Annotated in this window: 14 protein-coding genes, 3 rRNA genes and 2 pseudogenes; 18 read left to right on the plus strand and 1 reads right to left on the minus strand. The window is 41.2% G+C overall.

Translation table 11 applies throughout. The features are described from left to right. Positions 1-241 precede the first annotated feature (241 nt). The 12 genes from M2M59_RS00135 (at position 242) to rsmI (ending at position 11173) form a co-directional block, all read left to right on the plus strand. A 16S ribosomal RNA gene (locus M2M59_RS00135) occupies positions 242-1789 on the plus strand. Positions 1790-1980: 191 nt separating this feature from the next. Next, positions 1981-4909 (plus strand): 23S ribosomal RNA (locus M2M59_RS00140). 62 nt (positions 4910-4971) lie between these two features. Then, positions 4972-5087: ribosomal RNA gene (gene rrf / locus M2M59_RS00145) — 5S ribosomal RNA — on the plus strand. Together the 16S, 23S and 5S rRNA genes form the textbook arrangement of a ribosomal RNA operon. A gap of 419 nt (positions 5088-5506) precedes the next feature. Further along, positions 5507-6133: a dTMP kinase gene (tmk, locus tag M2M59_RS00150; RefSeq protein ID WP_147198233.1), complete on the plus strand. Its 627-nt coding sequence runs from the start codon at positions 5507-5509 to the stop codon at positions 6131-6133. A gap of 63 nt (positions 6134-6196) precedes the next feature. Then, positions 6197-6526, plus strand: coding sequence for a cyclic di-AMP receptor DarA (locus M2M59_RS00155; protein WP_066791257.1), 330 nt, complete (start codon positions 6197-6199; stop codon positions 6524-6526). Between the two features lie 20 nt (positions 6527-6546). Then, positions 6547-6984 (plus strand): YaaR family protein, encoded by a 438-nt coding sequence (locus M2M59_RS00160; RefSeq protein ID WP_066791258.1) that lies wholly within the window; start codon positions 6547-6549, stop codon positions 6982-6984. 64 nt (positions 6985-7048) lie between these two features. After that, positions 7049-8050 carry a DNA polymerase III subunit delta' gene (gene holB / locus M2M59_RS00165; protein ID WP_249775132.1) on the plus strand — a complete coding sequence of 334 codons (1002 nt, stop codon included), beginning with the start codon at positions 7049-7051 and terminating at the stop codon, positions 8048-8050. Then, positions 8043-8858: a PSP1 domain-containing protein gene (locus M2M59_RS00170; RefSeq protein WP_066791262.1), complete on the plus strand. Its 816-nt coding sequence runs from the start codon at positions 8043-8045 to the stop codon at positions 8856-8858. The genes holB and M2M59_RS00170 overlap by 8 nt, the downstream gene beginning before the upstream one ends. A gap of 20 nt (positions 8859-8878) precedes the next feature. Next, entirely contained in the window at positions 8879-9235 is a 357-nt protein-coding gene (yabA, locus tag M2M59_RS00175; RefSeq protein ID WP_066791264.1) for a DNA replication initiation control protein YabA, read from the plus strand. A 67-nt stretch (positions 9236-9302) separates the two neighbouring features. Next, a complete protein-coding gene (locus M2M59_RS00180; protein WP_147198237.1) occupies positions 9303-10052 on the plus strand; it encodes a tRNA1(Val) (adenine(37)-N6)-methyltransferase in 750 nt (249 codons plus the stop codon). Beyond that, positions 10036-10329 carry a GIY-YIG nuclease family protein gene (locus M2M59_RS00185; protein WP_147198239.1) on the plus strand — a complete coding sequence of 98 codons (294 nt, stop codon included), beginning with the start codon at positions 10036-10038 and terminating at the stop codon, positions 10327-10329. Before M2M59_RS00180 ends, M2M59_RS00185 begins: the two co-directional genes overlap by 17 nt. After that, entirely contained in the window at positions 10301-11173 is an 873-nt protein-coding gene (gene rsmI / locus M2M59_RS00190; RefSeq protein WP_147198241.1) for a 16S rRNA (cytidine(1402)-2'-O)-methyltransferase, read from the plus strand. The genes M2M59_RS00185 and rsmI overlap by 29 nt, the downstream gene beginning before the upstream one ends. A gap of 152 nt (positions 11174-11325) precedes the next feature. Here the strand turns inward: rsmI and M2M59_RS00195 are convergent, their stop codons facing one another. Beyond that, positions 11326-11604, minus strand: coding sequence for a transition state genes transcriptional regulator AbrB (locus tag M2M59_RS00195; protein ID WP_066791272.1), 279 nt, complete (start codon positions 11602-11604; stop codon positions 11326-11328). Between the two features lie 361 nt (positions 11605-11965). Between M2M59_RS00195 and metG the strand changes: the two genes are divergently transcribed. The 6 genes and pseudogenes from metG to rsmA all read left to right on the plus strand — a co-directional run bounded on the left by metG (position 11966) and on the right by rsmA (position 17497). After that, complete coding sequence (metG, locus tag M2M59_RS00200; RefSeq protein WP_147198243.1) at positions 11966-13924, plus strand: methionine--tRNA ligase; 1959 nt, start codon at positions 11966-11968, stop codon at positions 13922-13924. 247 nt (positions 13925-14171) lie between these two features. Beyond that, complete coding sequence (locus M2M59_RS00205; protein ID WP_249775133.1) at positions 14172-14942, plus strand: TatD family hydrolase; 771 nt, start codon at positions 14172-14174, stop codon at positions 14940-14942. A gap of 414 nt (positions 14943-15356) precedes the next feature. Next, a pseudogene (locus tag M2M59_RS00210) lies at positions 15357-15530 on the plus strand (SH3 domain-containing protein); the annotation flags it as partial. A gap of 51 nt (positions 15531-15581) precedes the next feature. Beyond that, a pseudogene (locus tag M2M59_RS00215) lies at positions 15582-15869 on the plus strand (3D domain-containing protein); the annotation flags it as partial. Between the two features lie 187 nt (positions 15870-16056). After that, positions 16057-16623, plus strand: coding sequence for a ribonuclease M5 (gene rnmV, locus M2M59_RS00220; RefSeq protein ID WP_147198249.1), 567 nt, complete (start codon positions 16057-16059; stop codon positions 16621-16623). Beyond that, positions 16616-17497, plus strand: a complete 882-nt coding sequence (gene rsmA, locus M2M59_RS00225) for a 16S rRNA (adenine(1518)-N(6)/adenine(1519)-N(6))-dimethyltransferase RsmA (protein WP_249775134.1) — start codon at positions 16616-16618, stop codon at positions 17495-17497. Before rnmV ends, rsmA begins: the two co-directional genes overlap by 8 nt. Positions 17498-17523: the final 26 nt, after the last annotated feature.

Below are 17523 nucleotides of genomic sequence, written 5' to 3' on the forward strand. Positions count from 1 at the left end.
AGCAACTACAAAAAACTTAATTATAAGCATCAATAACTTTTGAAAATTTATTTTTGATAAGTTGTTGACATATAAAAGTTTTTGCGATATACTTATGAAGTCGTCAAAAGGACGGCGCAACATGAACCTTGAAAACTGAACAAGCAAGATGTTAATCATTTAAACTTACTAACAATTGTTAGTTTTGAAGTCATCATCATTAAAGATGATGCGCTAGTGAAATTTTGAGCAATCAAACACTTTTATGGAGAGTTTGATCCTGGCTCAGGACGAACGCTGGCGGCGTGCCTAATACATGCAAGTCGAGCGAATGACGAGGAGCTTGCTCCTCTGATTTAGCGGCGGACGGGTGAGTAACACGTGGGCAACCTGCCCTGCAGACTGGGATAACTTCGGGAAACCGGAGCTAATACCGGATAATCCATTTTACTTCATGGTGAAATGTTGAAAGGCGCTTTCGCGCCACTGCAGGATGGGCCCGCGGTGCATTAGCTAGTTGGTGGGGTAACGGCCTACCAAGGCGACGATGCATAGCCGACCTGAGAGGGTGATCGGCCACATTGGGACTGAGACACGGCCCAAACTCCTACGGGAGGCAGCAGTAGGGAATCTTCCACAATGGACGAAAGTCTGATGGAGCAACGCCGCGTGAGTGATGAAGGTTTTCGGATCGTAAAACTCTGTTGTAAGGGAAGAACAAGTACGTTAGGAAATGAACGTACCTTGACGGTACCTTATTAGAAAGCCACGGCTAACTACGTGCCAGCAGCCGCGGTAATACGTAGGTGGCAAGCGTTGTCCGGATTTATTGGGCGTAAAGCGCGCGCAGGTGGTTTCTTAAGTCTGATGTGAAATCTCGCGGCTCAACCGCGAGCGGTCATTGGAAACTGGGGAACTTGAGTGCAGAAGAGGATAGTGGAATTCCAAGTGTAGCGGTGAAATGCGTAGAGATTTGGAGGAACACCAGTGGCGAAGGCGACTGTCTGGTCTGTAACTGACACTGAGGCGCGAAAGCGTGGGGAGCAAACAGGATTAGATACCCTGGTAGTCCACGCCGTAAACGATGAGTGCTAAGTGTTAGGGGGTTTCCGCCCCTTAGTGCTGCAGCTAACGCATTAAGCACTCCGCCTGGGGAGTACGACCGCAAGGTTGAAACTCAAAGGAATTGACGGGGGCCCGCACAAGCGGTGGAGCATGTGGTTTAATTCGAAGCAACGCGAAGAACCTTACCAGGTCTTGACATCCCAGTGACCGCTCTAGAGATAGAGTTTTCCCTTCGGGGACATTGGTGACAGGTGGTGCATGGTTGTCGTCAGCTCGTGTCGTGAGATGTTGGGTTAAGTCCCGCAACGAGCGCAACCCTTGATCTTAGTTGCCACCATTTAGTTGGGCACTCTAAGGTGACTGCCGGTGACAAACCGGAGGAAGGTGGGGATGACGTCAAATCATCATGCCCCTTATGACCTGGGCTACACACGTGCTACAATGGACGGTACAAAGAGTCGCAAACTCGCGAGAGCAAGCTAATCTCATAAAACCGTTCTCAGTTCGGATTGTAGGCTGCAACTCGCCTACATGAAGCCGGAATCGCTAGTAATCGCGGATCAGCATGCCGCGGTGAATACGTTCCCGGGCCTTGTACACACCGCCCGTCACACCACGAGAGTTTGTAACACCCGAAGTCGGTGAGGTAACCTTTTGGGGCCAGCCGCCGAAGGTGGGATAGATGATTGGGGTGAAGTCGTAACAAGGTAGCCGTATCGGAAGGTGCGGCTGGATCACCTCCTTTCTAAGGAATTTAACGGAATACAGACTTCGTCTGTAGGATTAACATCTTGCTGTTCAGTTTTGAGGGTTCATACTCTCAACACTTTGTTCTTTGAAAACTGGATAAAACGACATTGAAGAAATTCTTAAGTAACACATTTATTAAGTTTTAAATTTTTTAGGCTTAATAACTTAAAGGCTTTATAAGCCAACGGTTAAGTTATTAAGGGCGCATGGCGGATGCCTTGGCACTAGAAGCCGATGAAGGACGGCACTAACACCGATATGCTTCGGGGAGCTGTAAGTAAGCTTTGATCCGGAGATTTCCGAATGGGGAAACCCTCTATCCGTAATGGGGTAGAATCTTGACGTGAATTCATAGCGTCTTGATGGCAGACTCAGGGAACTGAAACATCTAAGTACCTGAAGGAAGAGAAAGAAAATTCGATTCCCTTAGTAGCGGCGAGCGAAATGGGAAGAGCCCAAACCAAGAGGCTTGCCTCTTGGGGTTGTAGGACACTCTATACGGAGTTACAAAGGAATGCGTTAGGCGAAGCGGTTTGGAAAGACCCACCATAGCAGGTAACAGTCCTGTAGTCAAAAGTACATTCTCTCTTGAGTGGATCCTGAGTACGGCGGAACACGTGAAATTCCGTCGGAATCTGGGAGGACCATCTCCCAAGGCTAAATACTCTCTAGTGACCGATAGTGAACCAGTACCGTGAGGGAAAGGTGAAAAGCACCCCGGAAGGGGAGTGAAAGAGATCCTGAAACCATGTGCCTACAAGTAGTTAGAGCCCGTTAATGGGTGATAGCGTGCCTTTTGTAGAATGAACCGGCGAGTTACGATTACATGCAAGGTTAAGTTGAAGAGACGGAGCCGCAGCGAAAGCGAGTCTGAATAGGGCGAATAAGTATGTGGTCGTAGACCCGAAACCAGGTGATCTACCCATGTCCAGGGTGAAGGTAAGGTAACACTTACTGGAGGCCCGAACCCACGCACGTTGAAAAGTGCGGGGATGAGGTGTGGGTAGCGGAGAAATTCCAATCGAACCTGGAGATAGCTGGTTCTCTCCGAAATAGCTTTAGGGCTAGCCTCGTGATGAAGAATCCTGGAGGTAGAGCACTGTTTGGACTAGGGGTCCATCCCGGATTACCGAATTCAGACAAACTCCGAATGCCAGTGATTTATACACGGGAGTCAGACTGCGAGTGATAAGATCCGTAGTCAAAAGGGAAACAGCCCAGACCACCAGCTAAGGTCCCAAAGTAATTGTTAAGTGGAAAAGGATGTGACGTTGCTTAGACAACCAGGATGTTGGCTCAGAAGCAGCCACCATTTAAAGAGTGCGTAATAGCTCACTGGTCGAGTGACGCTGCGCCGAAAATGTATCGGGGCTAAACAATTCACCGAAGCTGTGGATAGACATCTACGATGTCTGTGGTAGGAGAGCGTTCTAAGTGCTGTGAAGTCAGACCGGAAGGACTGGTGGAGCGCTTAGAAGTGAGAATGCCGGTATGAGTAGCGAAAGATGGGTGAGAATCCCATCCACCGAATGACTAAGGTTTCCTGAGGAAGGCTCGTCCTCTCAGGGTTAGTCGGGACCTAAGCCGAGGCCGACAGGCGTAGGCGATGGATAACAGGTTGATATTCCTGTACCACCTCCCTGCCATTTGAGTAATGGGGGGACGCAGTAGGATAGGGTAAGCGCACTGTTGGTTATGTGCGTCCAAGCAGTAAGGCGTGAGAGTAGGCAAATCCGCTCTCTATAACGTTGAGCTGTGATGGCGAGCTCTTTAGAGCGAAGTTCCTGATTTCACACTGCCAAGAAAAGCCTCTAGCGAGGCAGGAGGTGCCCGTACCGCAAACCGACACAGGTAGTCGAGGAGAGAATCCTAAGGTGAGCGAGAGAACTCTCGTTAAGGAACTCGGCAAAATGACCCCGTAACTTCGGGAGAAGGGGTGCTCTAGTAGGGTGCAAGCCCGAGAGAGCCGCAGTGAATAGGCCCAGGCGACTGTTTAGCAAAAACACAGGTCTCTGCAAAACCGTAAGGTGACGTATAGGGGCTGACGCCTGCCCGGTGCTGGAAGGTTAAGGGGATTGCTTAGCGCAAGCGAAGGTGAGAACCGAAGCCCCAGTAAACGGCGGCCGTAACTATAACGGTCCTAAGGTAGCGAAATTCCTTGTCGGGTAAGTTCCGACCCGCACGAAAGGCGTAACGATCTGGGCACTGTCTCAACGAGAGACTCGGTGAAATTATAGTACCTGTGAAGATGCAGGTTACCCGCGACAGGACGGAAAGACCCCGTGGAGCTTTACTGTAGCCTGATATTGAATTTTGGTACAGCTTGTACAGGATAGGTAGGAGCCATTGAAACCGGAGCGCCAGCTTCGGTGGAGGCGTCCTTGGGATACTACCCCAGCTGTATTGAAATTCTAACCCGTACCCCTGATCGGGGTAGGAGACAGTGTCAGGCGGACAGTTTGACTGGGGCGGTCGCCTCCTAAAGAGTAACGGAGGCGCCCAAAGGTTCCCTCAGAATGGTTGGAAATCATTCGTAGAGTGTAAAGGCACAAGGGAGCTTGACTGCGAGACCTACAAGTCGAGCAGGGTCGAAAGACGGGCTTAGTGATCCGGTGGTTCCGCATGGAAGGGCCATCGCTCAACGGATAAAAGCTACCCCGGGGATAACAGGCTTATCTCCCCCAAGAGTCCACATCGACGGGGAGGTTTGGCACCTCGATGTCGGCTCATCGCATCCTGGGGCTGTAGTCGGTCCCAAGGGTTGGGCTGTTCGCCCATTAAAGCGGTACGCGAGCTGGGTTCAGAACGTCGTGAGACAGTTCGGTCCCTATCCGTCGTGGGCGTAGGAAATTTGAGAGGAGCTGTCCTTAGTACGAGAGGACCGGGATGGACACACCGCTGGTGTACCAGTTGTTCTGCCAAGAGCATCGCTGGGTAGCTATGTGTGGACGGGATAAGTGCTGAAAGCATCTAAGCATGAAGCCCCCCTCAAGATGAGATTTCCCATTACGCAAGTAAGTAAGATCCCTCAAAGACGATGAGGTAGATAGGTTCGAGGTGGAAGTGTGGCGACACATGGAGCTGACGAATACTAATCGATCGAGGACTTAACCAAATTCTTAAGAACCTTCAATTCACGTTTATCCAGTTTTGAAAGAACAATTTTCTTTCAAATAGTCTAGTAATGATGGCAAAGAGGTCACACCCGTTCCCATGCCGAACACGGAAGTTAAGCTCTTTAGCGCCGATGGTAGTTGGGGGCTTCCCCCTGTGAGAGTAGGACGTTGCTAGGCAATAGTTAAGGTATTAAGCAGATTATGCTTAATACCTTTTTATTTTGTTTAAATGTTATTAGGGTAGATTTCTATTCTAATATTTAATGGTTGCACCCCTTATTTTCACTTTTTACGATTTAATCATTATTGAATGTGCTATCCATTTATCTAATTTTTCTCACCATTATGCACTTTAAACTTGGTGATATTTTTATAATTATTAATTGTATGTTCCAGGAAGTAGATTTTAGTAACTCAATTAAGTATAGGATAAATTATTTTAAAAATATATAAATTATCAATAATGCTAGACGAATGCGTAGCATATGATTAAATACACTTGTTTAGCACATAGCTATAGTGGCCTCAATAAGATTAGTAAACGTCTCTAGCAACATGTATAATAAACATACCAGTAGTCATGAAAGGATATAGAGATGAGTAAATTATTTTTCACATTTGAAGGCCCAGAAGGAGCAGGTAAAACAACAATTTTAAAAATGGTTGTTAGTAAACTGCAAGAAGAGGGAAAGAAAGTAGTAGCGACACGAGAACCAGGCGGAAGTGTAATTGCTGAAAAAATACGCCAAATTATATTAGATCCTTCTCATTTAGAGATGGATCCCAAAACAGAAGCGTTATTATACGCGGCGGCTAGAAGCCAGCATTTTGTTGAAAAGATAAAGCCTTCATTAGATGAAGGAAGTATTGTTTTGTGTGACCGTTTCTTGGATTCTTCATTAGCTTATCAAGGTATAGGCAGAGGCCTAGGTATTGATGCGGTAAAGAGCATCAATGAATTTGCTATAGGAAATCGCTTGCCTGACGCAACGATTTTGTTTGATATAGACCCTCAAGTAGGACTAGATCGAATAGCCGCGCATAGTGAACGCGAGGTCAATCGATTAGATGCAGAAAGTTTAGCTTTCCATCAAAAGGTACATCAAGCATACTTACAATTAGCAGATAAATATCCAACTCGCATTTATAAAGTAGATGCCAATAAGCCCCGAGAAGAAGTTTTTCAATCTGTATGGAAAATTATGATCGAATTATTGAACTAATGAATTATTACTGTGTTTTAAAGTGTGGTATAATAGAAAAAAGAAATAGAGGAGTGAATGCCGATGAAATTAGTTGTGGCAGTAGTTCAAGATCAGGATAGTAACCGTCTTTCTAACGCTTTAACGAAACATGATTTTCGCGCAACAAAATTGGCCAGTACTGGAGGTTTCCTTCGTTCAGGTAATACAACCTTCTTAATTGGTACTGAGGATTCACTAGTTCAAAAATTATTAGGCGTCATTCGAGATAATTGCCGCTCCCGTGAACAAATGGTAGCTCCTATCTCACCGATGGGTGGAAATGCAGATGCATATATCCCTTACCCAGTAGAAGTAGAAGTAGGCGGCGCAACTGTCTTTGTATTACCTATCGAACAGTTCCATCATTTCTAAACGGTGGAGGGAACATTTTTTTGAAGATTAATCAAGATTTACGGATCGGTGTAGACACAACTAGACAAAAATTGCCTAATCACCAGCCAACTGCACGTTTTGGAGATTTTGTTGTTCAGTCAGGACAACGAATGCAAACAGAGCAATTAACAAGACTGTTAGGTGATATTTCGACCGCTGGTGATCGTATTGCAAAATCCAAAAACCTTCGTGATTTAGCTAAATTTAAAATGCTTGTGAAGCGATTTTTAAAAGAAGTCATCTCTTCGGGGATGGAATTAAAGCAATCGCATACCTGGAACCGTTTTGGGGAAGGGCGTCGGTTGAAAATAGTGCAAACCATTGATGACAAACTAATTGAACTGACGGAGGACCTTTTAAATGAAGAAAAATCTTCCGTTGATTTATTAGCTAAAATAGGTGAGATTAAAGGACTGTTAATCAATCTGTATACGTAGAGCCCGTGTTATTCGGTACGCCGAAGCACGGGATTTTTTCAAAACAAGAGGGTGTGATGGAACCGTGGAGAATATAGAAGACTTACTTCAACTGCAGCCTATTGTAACGAAACAGCTTCAAACCATATTCGAAAAAAATCGTGTTGGACATGCCTACATTTTTGAAGGCTCTAAAGGAACTGGCACTGAAGAATTAATGCTTTTTTTTGTTCGATTAATTTTATGTGAAAATCCCCGCTTGAATGTTCCATGTGAAACATGCAGAAACTGTAAGCGTATCCTATCTGGCAATCATCCTAACCTTCACCAACTATACCCGGATGGACAATTTATAAAAGTAGATGCGATAGACACATTGCTTAGTGAGATGAGCAAGACAGGCTTAGAAGTAGGACGCAAGGTTTATGTGATACATAGTGCTGAACGTTTAAACGTAAAGTCAGCCAATAAATTGTTGAAGTTCTTAGAAGAACCTGAAGGAAACGTGACAGCCATATTTTTAACAGAAAATATAAATGCTATTATTCCAACGATTCGCTCTCGTTGTCAACATATTAAATTTAGAGATATACCACGAAATATATTGATTGAAAAATTAACGGAGAGTGGAATTACCCAATCTATGGCAGCAACAGTCAGCATGTTGACCCATAATGTTGAGGAAGCTTTTGCTCTTGCAAAGGATGAGTCGTTTGCACAGGCAAGAAAAACAGTGTTAAAATTGGTAGAAGCAACCTTTAAAAATGTACATGAAGCAATGCTTATCATACATGAAGACTGGTTGCCTCAATTTAAAGAAAAAGAGCAAGTAGAAATTGCTTTAGATTTAATGCTGTTTGCCTTTCGTGACATTGTCTCCATTAAAGCTAATTCAGAAGTAATGTGCACATACCCAGATACGTTATCCGTATTCAAGGATGCTGCACTTCGAACAAGCTTCAATACACTATCAACTCAATTGCAAGCAATATTAACAGCTCGCAGGCAATTGAAAAGCAATATGAATAAAACGCTAATGATGGAACAGTTGATTTTAAATTTGCAGGAGGTAAAATCCTTTGTATAAAGTAGTTGGTGTCCGTTTTAAAAAAACGGGTAAAATATATTATTTCGACCCTGGCGACTATCTGTTAGAAAAAGGCCAATACGTCATAGTTGAAACAGCAAGAGGCGTAGAATACGGAAAAATTGTTGTAGCAATGAAGGAAGTTGGAGAAAATGATGTCGTATTGCCTCTTAAACAAGTAGTTCGTCCTGCTGATGAACGTGACCGCATTCAAGTCGATGAAAATGAAACTGAATCGACACGTGCATTTGGAATAGCCACGGATAAAATAGTAGAACATAGTTTAGAAATGAAATTAGTAGATGTTGAATATACGTTTGACCGCAATAAAATTATTTTTTATTTTACAGCTGAAGGCAGAGTCGACTTCCGAGAATTGGTTAAAGATCTTGCAGCTATTTTCCGTACACGTATCGAGCTCAGACAGATAGGTGTACGGGATGAAGCGAAAATGTTAGGTGGAATAGGACCATGCGGCAGAATGCTTTGCTGTTCTACCTTCTTAGGAGATTTTGAACCTGTGTCCATAAAAATGGCAAAAGATCAAAATCTCTCGCTCAATCCTTCTAAGATTTCAGGTCTATGCGGTCGCTTAATGTGCTGTTTAAAATATGAAAACGACGAGTATGAAGAGGCGCGGGCACATATGCCAGACATTGGGGAAACAATTAGAACGCCGGATGGCAGAGGAAAAGTCAGCGGCCTAAATATTTTAGAAAGAATACTTCAAGTGGAGTTATATGAGGAGCAGCGAATATTAGAATACACATTGGACGAAATTCTTCAATACGAAAGTTCAGTTCAATAGATAATAACGAGGTGGCTTGAGTGAAGGACCGTAATTTTTTAGATACTGTTATGGAGTTCGAACAACAGCTTGAATCGATGCAAAAACAATTTGAGGCATTGAAGAAATTTGTTGCACTCATGATGGAAGAGCATCAAACATTACAGATGGAGAACAGCCATCTGCGTTCTCGCTTAGAAGAAGTCCTTTCTGTCCATCAGAAAGAGAACGAAAAAGAAGCCATTCAAGAGAAACAAAATGCGATGGATATAGGGGAGGGCTACGATAATTTAGCCCGTCTCTACCATGAAGGATTTCATGTTTGCCATGTTCATTTTGGCAGTTCACGAAAAGGTGAAGACTGTTTATTCTGTTTGTCATTCTTAAATAAACAATAATAATAAAAAGGCTGATTCCACATAAAAGATCGTGGTGGTCAGTCTTTTGCTATGTGGAGGATTTTTAATGGAAGACTGGTTAAAGGAAGATGAAAGAATGGACTATTTACTGGCAGAGGATTTGCGCATAATCCAAAGTCCATCTGTATTTTCATTTTCACTGGATGCTGTGTTGTTATCGAAATTTGTTAACGTTCCTTTTCAAAAAGGAAAGCTGGTGGATTTATGTACAGGCAATGGTGTAATTCCTCTCTTTTTAAGTGCGCGTACAAAAGGGCATATCACCGGTGTAGAATTACAAAGTCGGTTGTATGATATGGCTGAAAGAAGTGTACGCTATAACAAATTAGAAGATCAAATAACCATCATACAAGGAGATGTACGTACCATTTCACCCCAACTAGGAGTAGAAAAATATGATGTGGTTACATGTAATCCTCCTTACTTTCCTGCACATGAGGCAAGTGAAAAGAACCTTAAAGAACATGTTGCAATTGCCCGACATGAAATTCACTTGAAGTTGGATGAAATGATTTATTCAGCAAGCAAACTCTTAAAGCAGGGCGGGAAGGCAGCGTTTGTACATAGGCCTGGTCGCCTTTTAGATATTGTGACCGCAATGCGAAACAATCGATTAGAGCCAAAACGGATACGCTTTGTCTATCCGAAAGAAGGTAAGGAAGCTAATACACTCCTAATTGAAGGCATAAAAGATGGCAAGGCTGATCTAAAAATATTGCCCCCTCTTTATGTGTATGGAGACGATGGTGCTTATACACCAGAAGTAAGAGAGATGCTATATGGCGACAACGAATAAACATATGATGTATGTGGTAGAATGCAGCGATGGCAGTTATTATACAGGCTATACTAATAATTTAGAGAAGCGTTTGGCTGCACACAATGCTGGTAAAGGTGCAAAATATACGAAACCGAGATTGCCTGTACACTGTATTTACGCTGAAGCATTCCATACAAAGCAAGAGGCCATGAGTGCAGAATACCATTTCAAACAATTATCTAAAAAGCAAAAGATCGACTATATTGCAGCATGGAGTGAAAAAAGTGAAATCACAAAAGAGTTCAATGCATGAACAGCAGAGTTGCTTATACTTAGTAGCGACACCTATAGGAAATTTAGAAGACATAACAATGCGTGCCATCCGTATTTTAAAAGAAGCAGATATTATTGCAGCGGAGGATACACGGAATTCTAGAAAAATTTGCAACTATTTTGAAATCGACACACCCTTAACCAGCTATCATGAGCATAATCTGGAGCAGGGAGGAGAAAAAATCTTACACTATTTACGAGAGGGAAAAAAGGTTGCATTAGTTAGCGATGCAGGTCTGCCTTGTATTTCTGACCCTGGAGCAGATATTGCAGCTAAGGCAATTGATGAAGGATTTGCAGTCATCCCTATACCAGGAGCAAATGCTGCACTCACAGCTTTAATTGCATCTGGTCTTACTCCTCAACCATTCTTCTTTTACGGCTTTTTAAGTCGAAATAAAAAGGAACGAAAAGAATCTTTAGAGAACTTAAAAAAACGTCAGGAAACCATTCTTTTTTATGAAGCACCACACCGCTTAAAAGATACTCTTAAAGACATGCAAGCCATATTAGGCGATCGAAAAATCGTCATGGCACGTGAATTGACAAAGAAATTTGAAGAATTTTTGCGTGGTACTTTAGAAGAAGCGGTTGAATGGGCAATGGCTAATGAAATCCGAGGAGAATTTTGCTTAGTAGTAGAAGGAAGCAAAGAAGCAGAGGAAGATGAAGAAGATAACTGGTGGACGCAACTGACAATAGAAGAACATGTCAACCTTTTAATCGAAGAACAAGGTATGTCGTCAAAAGAAGCAATTAAAGAAGTAGCAAAAATACGGAAACTAAGTAAACGAGAAGTTTATCAAGCATACCATGTAGAATGAAACAATAAAAAAATGAAAAGGCCCATGTGGATGAGTAGCATTCCACGTGGGCCTTTTCACTAATATATTAAACAAGATTCATGACGGCTCTCAAAAATTGTTTTAAAAATAACAAACGGTAGCTAAAGCACCTCTCGATGATATGCTAAGCCTTATTTATTTAATTTAGATTGGATTTCTTTAATAAGAATTTGTGCGCCTTCAGGGCTAAGGATTAGATTGCCTCCAGCTAAGCGGAAGTTATCATCTGATACTTCGCCAGTTACAGCACAAGTCATATTAGGCATATATTTTTTTAAGATGATTTTATCGTCATCCACGTAAATTTCTAGTGCATCTTTTTCAGCGATACCAAGAGTACGGCGAAGCTCGATGGGAATAACCACGCGTCCAAGTTCATCAACTTTACGTACAATACCTGTAGATTTCATAATTAGTGTTCCTCCTATATAAGCTATATATTATTGTTTTTCGTCAAAATTCGACATAATATTCCTTGACTAAGCATTAGTATACCAACTAATACCATATACGTCAATTATTTTTCAAGTTATTTTTTCAACAATTTTCAAGAAATTACCGTTCTTTAAGGAGATTTATCTTATTGGATGTTTTTATTTTGAACAATATTTGTATTTATATACGCTATTTATCTTATTTTTTCAAGAAACACTGTAATACGATGTTATTCGACACGATTTGACAAAAACTGAAGAAGTAATCTTTAATTGAAAGGTTTTTCCGTCTCCTATAGAATAGGAAGTATACTGTAAAGCACTGGAGGAAGTTTTCGTGACAAATGAAAAGAAAACATTCTATATCACAACCCCGATTTATTATCCAAGCGGCAAGTTTCATATTGGTACTGCCTATACAACGGTAGCTGCTGATACAATGGCTCGTTATAAACGTTTGCGCGGTTTTGATGTTAAGTTTCAAACTGGTATGGATGAACATGGCCAGAAGATTCAAGAAAAAGCAGAAGAGGCGAATAAAAATCCGCAAGTATATGTAGATGAAATCGCTCAAGCAGCTAAAAAACTTTGGAAGCTAATGGATATTTCATATGATGACTTCATCCAAACAACCGAAGATCGTCATACAAAGGTCGTAGAAAAAATCTTTAAAAAGTTTTTGGATAATGGCGACATTTATAAAGGAGAATATGAAGGTTGGTATTGTACGCCTTGTGAATCGTTTTTTACAGAAACACAGCTGGATAATGGCAAATGCCCGGATTGCGGTAGACCAGTCCATAAGGTAAAAGAAGAATCCTACTTCTTTAACATGAAAAAATATGCTGATCGTCTTTTGGCATACTACGAAGAGAATCCAACTTTCATTGAGCCTGAATCACGAAAGAATGAAATGATTAACAACTTTATCAAGCCAGGTCTTGAGGATCTTTCTGTATCTCGTACTTCATTTGATTGGGGAATACGGGTTCCTGGCGATCCAAAACATGTCATCTATGTATGGGTAGATGCATTAACGAACTATATTACAACATTAGGGTACGATACAGACAATGATGCCGAATTTAAAAAATATTGGCCTGCAGATGTACATGTAGTAGGAAAGGATATTGTGCGCTTCCATACAATTTATTGGCCGATCTTCCTAATGGCATTAGATTTGCCACTTCCTAAAAAAGTATTCGCTCATGGCTTTATTATGATGAAGGATGGTAAGATGTCCAAGTCTAAAGGCAATGTCGTATACCCCGAGATGCTAATAGAGCGCTATGGATTAGATGCTACTCGCTACTTCTTACTCCGTGAGCTGCCATTTGGACAAGATGGTGTATTCTCGCCTGAAGCATTTGTCGAAAGAGTAAACTTCGACCTTGCAAATGACTTAGGAAACCTCTTAAACCGTACGATTTCGATGATGAATAAATATTTCGATGGCGTCATCCCAACTGAAGGACTTATTCCAACAGAGTTCGATGAAGCATTAAAGAACCAGGCAAAAGAAACAAAAGCACGTTACGAAGAAAATATTGAAAAAATGCAATTTAGCCAAGTGTTAAGTGACATTTGGGCACTTGTTTCTCGTACGAATAAATATATTGATGAAACACAGCCATGGGTACTTGCCAAAAATGAAGAGCTTCAAGGCAAGCTTGGAACAGTTATGTATAATTTAGCTGAAAACCTACGCAAGATCGCTATTATGGTTCAGCCATTCATGACCCAAGCTCCAAAAGAAATCATGCACCAGCTTGGTTTAAGCGAGGATTTACTTGCTTGGGAAACATTAGATGACGAAAATGGCATTCCAGCGAAAACGAAAGTGATCGACAAAGGTGTTCCAATTTTCCCACGTCTAGATCCAGAAGAAGAAATTACGTATATCCGCGATCAAATGCGCGTTTCTGTTAAAACAGAAGAGCCGAAAAAAGAGGAAGAACCAAAAGATGAATTTCCTGAAATAACGATTGATGATTTCATGAAAGTCGATTTGCGCGTGGCTACGGTTACAGCTTGCGACAAGGTGCCTAAAGCAGATAAATTATTAAAACTTCAACTGGATTTAGGCTATGAAAAGCGTCAAGTTGTGTCAGGTATTGCGCAATATTACAACTCAGAGGAATTAATTGGACGCAAAGTAATTGTGGTAGCCAATTTAAAACCTGTAAAACTTCGTGGCGAATTATCTCAAGGGATGATTTTAGCCGGCAGCAAAGATGGTATTTTAACACTGGCAACAGTTGATGAAAAGCTTGAAAACGGCGCCCAAGTAAAATAGAAAAGGAAAAAGCCTGCCTATAAAGCAGGCTTTTCTTTTCAAATAAGCGTCATATTAGAGAAACTTGTAAAACGGTTTTTTTTAGTTTTTTAGACCTATTAAGCGAATATATTTTATGTTTCGACAGTTATCTTTATGAGTAAAAAGTATAGAAACAGATGAAATGTTTGTAATATAAATGTAATTTGACTGTGAAGCGTGAAATAATTTAATTCGTTACAATGAAATTCATGTGAGGAGAATGAAAATGTTTATCGATACACACGTCCATTTAAATTCTGAACAATACGAAGAAGATCTTCAACAAGTTATTGACCGTGCGTTAGCCAATAATGTAAAGAAAATGGTAGTAGTAGGTTTTGACCAGCCGACAATCAAACGTGCAATGGAACTGGTGGAAACATACGACTTTCTTTATGCAGTAATCGGCTGGCATCCAGTAGATGCAATTGATTGCACAGAAGAAGATTTAAATTGGATTGAGCGTTTAGCTGCCCACCCAAAAGTTGTAGCTATTGGCGAAACAGGATTAGATTATCACTGGGATAAATCGCCAAAAGAAATACAGCAAGACTTACTTAGAAAACAAATTCAACTTGCGAAACGGGTAAAACTGCCGATTGTCATTCACAATCGTGAAGCAACAAATGACTGTATCCGCATTTTACAAGAGGAAGATGCTTCAGAAGTAGGCGGTGTTATGCATTGTTTCAGCGGTAGTGTAGAAACAGCTAAAATCTGTATTGGGATGAATTTTATGATCGGTTTGGGCGGACCAGTGACATTTAAAAATGCCAAAAAACCAAAAGAAGTTGCTGAAGCTATTCCCCTAGACTATTTGATGGTAGAGACAGATGCGCCATTTCTTGCTCCGCATCCTCATCGCGGTAAAAGAAATGAACCTTCTTATGTACCTTTAGTTGCGGAAGAAATTGCAAGACTAAAAAACATAGCAGTGGAAGAAGTAGCCGAAGCTACAACGCAAAATGCACTTCGTTTCTATAACATTTCAAATTAAAAGACTGAACAAACGTCTCCCACACAAAAAATATGAATAGTTTTCATTAGTTAGGAATAATACTAGTTACTGGAAGTTAAATTAGCAATTAGTATTTTCAAAAAGCAAAAAAGGAGGCGTTTTTTCATGATGAAAGAAAAGTTGTCTATAACAAAGAACTTAAAAAGAATATTTGGCGTGACAGTCTTAGCTATTATGGCATCACCTGTATTGACGAGCTCTATTTTTGCAGAAAATAGCTTTAATATACAGCAGAACCAACAGGTACAAAGCAATGAAAATGCAATGGATAGAGGAGACACTTCGACTACTGTCGCTGGCTTTTTAAAGCAACCCGCAAATGATGCAGCACAATCGGAAGTTCGAGTAGAAAAGGCCATCGATGTAGTGGAAAACTCCCATAAAAAAATTACAATGGTCAGCTCAGCCCGCAAATATCATACGACAGACCGTTTGAACTTGCGTAAGGGACCAGGTACAAAATACAAAGTAAAAACATTGATACCTAAAGGCCATAATGTAACATACAAAGGTCGCAAAGGAAACTGGTATAAAGTTAGCTACAAGAACCACACAGGCTATGTAGCAAAACAATATTTACGTATTGGTATTAAGAAAGTATCAAAACCTGTGTCTAACAAATCAATGTATGTTTCTTCTACAGCCTATACAGCTTATTGCAAAGGATGCTCAGGTAAAACAGCTACAGGGATCAATCTGCGCAAAAATCCATATAAAAAGGTAATTGCAGTCGATCCTAAAGTGATTCCATTGCGTTCTATGGTGTATGTGAACGGATATGGTCTAGCAGTTGCTGGCGATACCGGGGGGGCCATTAAAGGCCGCAAAATTGACGTCTTTATGCCATCGAAGAAAAAAGCATATAGCTGGGGACGACGTACTGTTAAAGTCACTATTCAAAAGTAAAGCTAAGATTTCCTAAGTGGGAGCTTCCTTATCGATTGATGATAAGGGAGCTTTTTTGTGTCTAATTGAATCTTCATGGATAGTTTTGTATATGCTTATAACCAAAGATCCCGTAGAAACTGTACAAACTATACAATAACCAATAAAATAAACAAAGGAACTTCGAAGAAAAGAGGACTTATAATCCGTGGACATTAAGGAAATTATTGTAGTTGAAGGAAAAGATGATACAACAGCGATTAAAAGAGCAGTAAATGCCGATACAATTGAAACAAATGGATCAGCTATCTCAGATGAGACACTGCGCAATATACAACACGCCCAACATGTAAGAGGTGTCATCGTGTTCACTGACCCAGACTATCCTGGCAGGCGTATCCGTGCCATTATTGAGGAACGAGTTCCTGGTGTAAAACATGCATTCTTGCCTAAGGAAAAAACAAAAGCTAAAAACGGAAAAAGCTTGGGGATTGAGCACGCAAAGGACGAAGATATACGCATGGCACTATCCAAGGTTTATTCGCCACAGCAATCTGAAAAATTTATAAGTACGATTACAATAGACGATTTACTAGCAGCTCACTTGATCTCTCATCCTGATGCTAAAAAACGGCGTGAACGATTAGGAGAGTTGTTAAACGTAGGTTCAACAAACAGCAAACAATTGATCAAAAGGCTGACAATGTTCCAAATTACAGAACAACAATTCGGTGAAGCCATTCGACAACTGAATCAGGAGGAAAAAAATGAATAAAGATATAGCTACACCACTGCGCACTCAAGAAATACTAAAAAAATATGGCTTTTCATTTAAGAAGAGCCTAGGACAAAATTTCTTAATTGACCCTAATATCTTACGTAATATTGTAAGCCATGCAGAGTTGACAAAAGAAAGTGCTGCCATTGAGATAGGACCGGGAATCGGAGCACTCACAGAGCATTTGGCGCGCTCTGCGGGTAAAGTTATTTCTTTTGAAATAGACCAACGTTTACTGCCCGTACTTGCTGATACGTTGAGTCCTTATGATAATGTGAAAATTATTCATTCCGATATTTTAAAAGCGGATGTATCCAACATACTAGCAGAGGAATGTGAAAATTATAATGATATAATGGTGGTTGCAAACCTTCCTTATTACGTTACAACCCCAATCCTATTAAAATTATTAATGGATAAATTGCCGATTCGCGGTATGGTGGTTATGATGCAAAAAGAAGTGGCTGATAGGATATCAGCGGTTCCAGGGACTAAAGCATATGGCTCTCTGTCTATTGCGGTGCAGTATTATATGCAAGCTGAAGTGGTGATGACTGTTCCGAAAACAGTATTTATGCCTCAGCCAAATGTCGATTCGGCTGTTTTACGCCTTCTCCGTCGTGAAAAACCGCCGGTAGAGGTCATTAATGAAGCGTTCTTTTTTGAAGTAACGCGGAGTTCGTTTGCTCAGCGTCGCAAAACAATACTAAACAATCTGCAATCACAGTTGGAGAATGGAAAAGCGAAGAAGGACCAAATTTTATCTGCGCTTGCAGAGGTGAATATAGATCCAACTCGTCGCGGTGAAACCCTTTCTATTGTTGAGTTTGGAAGATTAGCTGATGCTTTATTACCTCACTTCCAAAAATAACCACTATATTGATATAATGATAAAAA

This window comes from Rummeliibacillus sp. G93, assembly GCF_023515935.1.
Taxonomy (GTDB): Bacteria; Bacillota; Bacilli; order Bacillales_A; family Planococcaceae; genus Rummeliibacillus; species Rummeliibacillus stabekisii.

Bases quoted from the DNA above. Each gene is read 5' to 3' on its own strand.
- tmk (WP_147198233.1), top strand. From the start codon at position 5,507: ATGAGTAAATTATTTTTCACATTTGAAGGCCCAGAAGGAGCAGGTAAA.
- M2M59_RS00155 (WP_066791257.1), top strand. From the start codon at position 6,197: ATGAAATTAGTTGTGGCAGTAGTTCAAGATCAGGATAGTAACCGTCTT.
- M2M59_RS00180 (WP_147198237.1), top strand. From the start codon at position 9,303: ATGGAAGACTGGTTAAAGGAAGATGAAAGAATGGACTATTTACTGGCA.
- M2M59_RS00185 (WP_147198239.1), top strand. From the start codon at position 10,036: ATGGCGACAACGAATAAACATATGATGTATGTGGTAGAATGCAGCGAT.
- M2M59_RS00195 (WP_066791272.1), bottom strand. From the start codon at position 11,604: ATGAAATCTACAGGTATTGTACGTAAAGTTGATGAACTTGGACGCGTG.
- M2M59_RS00205 (WP_249775133.1), top strand. From the start codon at position 14,172: ATGTTTATCGATACACACGTCCATTTAAATTCTGAACAATACGAAGAA.
- rsmA (WP_249775134.1), top strand. From the start codon at position 16,616: ATGAATAAAGATATAGCTACACCACTGCGCACTCAAGAAATACTAAAA.